At 54.8% G+C, this 735-nt stretch carries 1 protein-coding gene; it reads right to left on the reverse strand.

Annotated elements, in window-relative coordinates; translation table 11 throughout:
- The coding region (locus FTE26_RS07165; RefSeq protein WP_272457529.1) for a type IV secretion system DNA-binding domain-containing protein at nt 1-735 on the reverse strand (735 nt) is incomplete at both ends.

A 735-nucleotide genomic window follows, 5' to 3' on the forward strand; every position in this document is an offset into this window, starting at 1 on the left:
TCACTGATCCCGGGTGGCAGTTGCTGTTCCATCTCTTCTTCCGGTTTCATTTTCAGCTCCTGCTCGATCCCCCCTGCCGGAACACTCACACCTGCATCTGACTTCTTATCATTGATGACAGAAGACACTGGCTGTTGTGGCTGTTGTGGCTGTTGTGGCTGTTGTGGCTGTTGTGGCTGTTGTGGCTGTTGTGGCTGTTGTGGCTGTTCAGCCTGAGTCACGCCTTCTCCGGAGGCAACCTCCGGTTCGAAGAGGCTGGCCATCTGGCGACCTTCTGCTTCCCTTGCAGCAAGTACGGCACTCAGACGGTTCTCCATTTCCGGGTTGATGTCACGCGGAATAAACTCCGGAGCGACCTTCGGTCGTGCCTGATATTTCAGGGAGAGTTTTACTGCCGGATACGGTCCGGGCAGAGTGACATAGCAGGTCAGATCCGGCAGAGACTGAATGTCGGAATAACTGACCAGTGTCTGACGCTCCATATCCTTACCGGTCGATACCCCGTCACGTACCGGGTCAGCACCGTAGGAATACTGCTCGCTGGCTTTCAGGTGCTCTTTCTCACCAATCTCACCGGCAGCGAACTCTGCAATCTTATGGCTCGGGGAACGGAAAAAAGCACGGGTGTTCATGACGTCAAACAGCGTGGCCGCCGCTTTCTCACCGTAGATATCTTCCAGCTGGGCATAGGACTGGATACCAAACACATAACAGCCACCGAACTTACGGGCTTCC

It is taken from the genome of Escherichia sp. S10b, assembly GCF_028421345.1.
Lineage (GTDB): Bacteria > Pseudomonadota > Gammaproteobacteria > Enterobacterales > Enterobacteriaceae > ECMA0423.